Origin of the sequence: Ferrovibrio sp. (assembly GCF_017994015.1) — a bacterium.
In the GTDB taxonomy this organism is placed as follows: domain Bacteria; phylum Pseudomonadota; class Alphaproteobacteria; order Ferrovibrionales; family Ferrovibrionaceae; genus Ferrovibrio.
Genome location: NZ_JAGOLP010000120.1, coordinates 1 through 2,913 on the forward strand (window position 1 = coordinate 1; position 2,913 = coordinate 2,913).

General features: G+C 62.5%; 4 protein-coding genes and 1 pseudogene. 3 read left to right on the plus strand and 2 right to left on the minus strand.

From position 1 onward, the window contains the following. Window positions 1-738: pseudogene (locus KBB36_RS20905) on the minus strand (hypothetical protein); the annotation flags it as partial. 122 nt (window positions 739-860) lie between these two features. Beyond that, on the minus strand, window positions 861-1,178 hold the full coding sequence (locus KBB36_RS20910; RefSeq protein ID WP_290985847.1) for a DUF1476 domain-containing protein: 318 nt from the start codon (window positions 1,176-1,178) through the stop codon (window positions 861-863). A 244-nt stretch (window positions 1,179-1,422) separates the two neighbouring features. On the opposite strand from KBB36_RS20910, the gene purC reads away from it, so the two are divergent. The 3 genes from purC to KBB36_RS20925 form a co-directional block, all read left to right on the plus strand. Further along, the gene (gene purC, locus KBB36_RS20915) at window positions 1,423-2,187 is read left to right on the plus strand and encodes a phosphoribosylaminoimidazolesuccinocarboxamide synthase (protein ID WP_290985850.1); all 765 of its coding nucleotides are present in this window, start codon (window positions 1,423-1,425) and stop codon (window positions 2,185-2,187) included. 46 nt (window positions 2,188-2,233) lie between these two features. Further along, complete coding sequence (gene purS, locus KBB36_RS20920; protein WP_290985852.1) at window positions 2,234-2,488, plus strand: phosphoribosylformylglycinamidine synthase subunit PurS; 255 nt, start codon at window positions 2,234-2,236, stop codon at window positions 2,486-2,488. A gap of 7 nt (window positions 2,489-2,495) precedes the next feature. Further along, window positions 2,496-2,913, plus strand: a 418-nt coding sequence (locus tag KBB36_RS20925; RefSeq protein ID WP_290985855.1) for a phosphoribosylformylglycinamidine synthase subunit PurQ, incomplete at its 3' end; no start/stop codon positions are given.

The following is a 2,913-nucleotide window of genomic DNA, read 5'->3' on the forward strand; positions in this document are numbered from 1 at the left end:
CATCAGCGCCGCGAGGGTGTATTGCACGATCTCGATGGTGGGATACACCCAGCTTACCGCCGCATCGCCCGGCCAGTTCAGGCTGGCCTGGTAGCCCGCCAGCCAATCGGGATCGCGCAGCAGGAAACGCACGGCGCGCCCGGCCGACAGATAGCCCAGCATGGCGCAGGCCGGCAGCAGCAGCGCGATGGCGAAGAATGTGGGCCACAACCGCTCGAAAAACCGCTTCAGGCGCAGCCAGTAATACATGCCGAAACAGCCATGCGCCCAGGCGATCAGGATCAGCAGATTCTGTTGCAGCCCCAGCATCGGATCGGCCACGAACAGCGAACTGAGCACGAAAGCATAGCTGTCGTTCACCCCGGCGAATTCATGCACCACGCGGCTGCCCATCAGATGCACCAGCAGCAGCCAGGGCACGGTGAGGCCGAGCAGCAATTGCGTCCAGGCCTGCCAGGGCAGCCCGCGATAATGGCCGCGCCGCAGCCAGTTATAGCCGGCCAGCAAGGGATGCAGCAGCAGCGCGCCATACAGCGCCACAGTGCCGGCCAGGTTGCGCCACAGCAGCTTGAACCACCAGGCGCCGGCCTCCATGGCCTGCAGCGAGATCAGCCCCAGCGCGTGGTTGAGCAGATGGGTGCCGAGAAATGTGAACAGGATCAGGCCGGTGACGAGCTTCGTCCGGCCATAGATGCCTTCCCAGTTCCAATGACGGCTTACGCTCGCCCGCTTCGGCATGGCCACTCCGGTTTCAGGGCCAGATTACGGCGCTTTTTCCTGGCCAGGAAGCGGTCTGAACGAAAACAGCCGCCATCCCGGCAGGAATGACGGCTGTTCGCTGTGAAATCGATTGTCGGGTGTTAGCCGGCCACCTGCTTGCGGGCGGTTTCCAGCAATTCGGCCATCTTGCCGCGCAGGCGATGTTCGGAAACATCCACCTTCTTGGCCTGCAGATCGGCCATCACCTTGCGCACCACGTCGTCGTCGCCGGCTTCCTCGAAATCGGCGGCCACAACTTCCTTGGCATAGGCTTCGGCGGCATCACCGCTCAGACCGAGCTGTTCTGCCACCCACAGGCCCAGCAGCTTGTTGCGGCGGGCGGTGGCCTTGAAGGCCAGCTCTTCGTCATGGGCGTGCTTCTTCTCGAAAGCATCCTTGCGGTCGTCGAAGGTCGTCATCCAGGTGGCTCCAGGGTCGTCCGGGTCTGAAAATACTCTCGCCCTGTATATAGGGGGCGCCCCCCCGCTGCCGCAAGCCCCGGGCGGATCGGGTTTTGCGGCCATTTCGGGCCGATTTCGGCGCCGCTTTGCCATTGCCCGCAGACCGGGCCTGAAACCTTTCCTGGCGGCATTGCGGAAGCCGGCCATAGGCGGTATTTATCCGCCAAAGATTTCCACCTTCCCACAACCATACGGGTGTTCCATGACCCGCCGCAGACAGGTTTACGAGGGCAAGGCCAAGGTTCTGTTCGAGGGACCCGAGCCGGGCACTCTGGTGCAGTATTTCAAGGATGATGCCACCGCCTTCAACAACAAGAAGAAGGGCACCATCACCGGCAAGGGCGTGCTCAACAACCGCATCTCGGAATATCTGATGACGCGGCTGGGCGAAGTGGGCATTCCCACGCATTTCCTGCGCCGCCTCAATATGCGCGAGCAGCTGATCAAGGAAGTGGAAATCATTCCGCTGGAAGTGGTCGTGCGCAATGTCGCCGCCGGCTCGCTGTCCACCCGGCTGGGCGTGGCGGAAGGCACCATGCTGCCGCGCTCGATCGTGGAATTCTATTACAAGAACGACGAACTGAACGACCCGATGGTGAGCGAGGAGCATATCACCTGCTTCGGCTGGGCCTCGCCGCAGGAAATCGACGAGGTGATGCATCTCGCGCTGCGCATCAACGATTTCCTCACCGGGCTGTTTCTCGGCATCGGCATCCGCCTGGTGGATTTCAAGCTGGAATTCGGCCGCTGGTGGCAGAACGACGAGATGCGCATCATCCTGGCCGACGAGATCAGCCCCGATAGCGCCCGGCTGTGGGATCTGAAGACCAACGAAAAGATGGACAAGGATCGCTTCCGCCGCGATCTCGGCAATGTGGCCGAGGCCTATCAGGAAGTCGCGCGCCGGCTGGGCATCCTGCTCGAAGGCGGCCCGCGCGACATCAAGCGCCCGGAGACCATGCAATAAGCGGCCGGTATCGGCCGTTTCCTAAAGACCTAAGAGGATCTATGCGATGAAAGCCCGCGTGCATGTAAGCCTGAAAAACGGCGTGCTCGATCCCCAGGGGCGTGCCATCGGCCAGGCCTTGCACAGCCTCGGCTTCGCTGATGTGGCCGAAGTGCGCCAGGGCAAGCTGATCGAGCTGGAACTCTCCGGCGCACTGGCCAAGAAGCCCAAGCCCGAGATCGAGGCGGCGGTGAAGGAGATGGCGCAGAAGCTGCTGGCCAACACCGTGATCGAGAATTTCAGCGTCGAACTGGTGGGCTGAGCCGACCATGAAAGCCGCGATCATCGTCTTCCCCGGATCGAACCGCGACCGCGACATGAAAATGGCGCTGACCAAGGCCTCGGGCGGCAAGCCGCCGCTGGAAGTCTGGCATGGCGATGCGGATTTTCCCAAGGTCGATCTGATCGTGCTGCCCGGCGGTTTCTCTTACGGCGATTATCTGCGCTGCGGCGCCATGGCGGCGCATTCGCCGGTGATGCGCGAAGTGAAGGCCCGCGCCGATAAAGGCACCCGCGTGCTGGCGGTGTGCAACGGCTTCCAGATCGCCTGCGAGGCCGGCCTGCTGCCCGGCGTGCTGATGAGCAATGCCGGCCTGCAATTCATCTGCCGCGAAATCACCATGCGGGTGGAAACCAGCGACAGCATCTTCACCGGCAAGTATCGCAAGGGCCAATGCATCCGTGTGC

Coding starts and splice junctions, on each gene's coding strand:
- purS (WP_290985852.1), top strand. CDS start 2,234: ATGAAAGCCCGCGTGCATGTAAGCCTGAAAAACGGCGTGCTCGATCCC.
- purC (WP_290985850.1), top strand. CDS start 1,423: ATGACCCGCCGCAGACAGGTTTACGAGGGCAAGGCCAAGGTTCTGTTC.
- KBB36_RS20910 (WP_290985847.1), bottom strand. CDS start 1,178: ATGACGACCTTCGACGACCGCAAGGATGCTTTCGAGAAGAAGCACGCC.